The 471-nt window shown below is 51.4% G+C and carries 1 protein-coding gene and 1 pseudogene; both read right to left on the bottom strand.

Annotated elements, in window-relative coordinates; genetic code table 11:
- Nucleotides 1–260 (bottom strand): annotated as a pseudogene (locus tag FN633_RS09260) (tyrosine-type recombinase/integrase); the annotation flags it as partial.
- Between the two features lie 3 nt (nt 261–263).
- Nucleotides 264–458 (bottom strand): DUF4224 domain-containing protein, encoded by a 195-nt coding sequence (locus FN633_RS09255; RefSeq protein WP_154058887.1) that lies wholly within the window; start codon nt 456–458, stop codon nt 264–266.
- Nucleotides 459–471 lie beyond the last annotated feature (13 nt).

Raw genomic sequence — 471 nt, 5'->3', positions numbered from 1 at the left:
GCAAGATAGTCTTTTTGTGTTCTAGGGGCCAGATCGGCATAATCCGCACTGGCTAAAAACTTCCGCCAGAGCTGCGAGAAGGTGATGCGATTATTCCTTCCCTCTACCACCTTTTCATAAGCGACCCATACCTCAGCCTTTGTAGCGTTAGCAGCAGCTAATTTTTCCGTAGTACCACCGGGCTTCCAGTAGTAGCCAGAAGGGCGAAAAAAAACACCCTTCGGCATCCACTCGTTGCCGGGTGCGCGTTTGCGACCCATACGTTATCTCTCTATAGCGTCAAAGTTCATGCCTGGAATAGGCTGATAACCTGCTGGTGGAGCGAGGCGCTGAATAGGATGATTTATGTGGTACCAAGTGGTTTTAATCGAACCATCCCGGCGCTCAATAAAGTAGATCCCATTGCAGGTCAAAACCTCTTTTTGCAGGCACTTCTGGGGCGAGCCCGTGGCCTCCAGCGGTGGTACCGCT

This window comes from Pseudescherichia vulneris (genome assembly GCF_902164725.1).
Classification (GTDB): domain Bacteria; phylum Pseudomonadota; class Gammaproteobacteria; order Enterobacterales; family Enterobacteriaceae; genus Pseudescherichia; species Pseudescherichia vulneris.
This window is presented reverse-complemented; position numbering and strand designations above follow the sequence as displayed.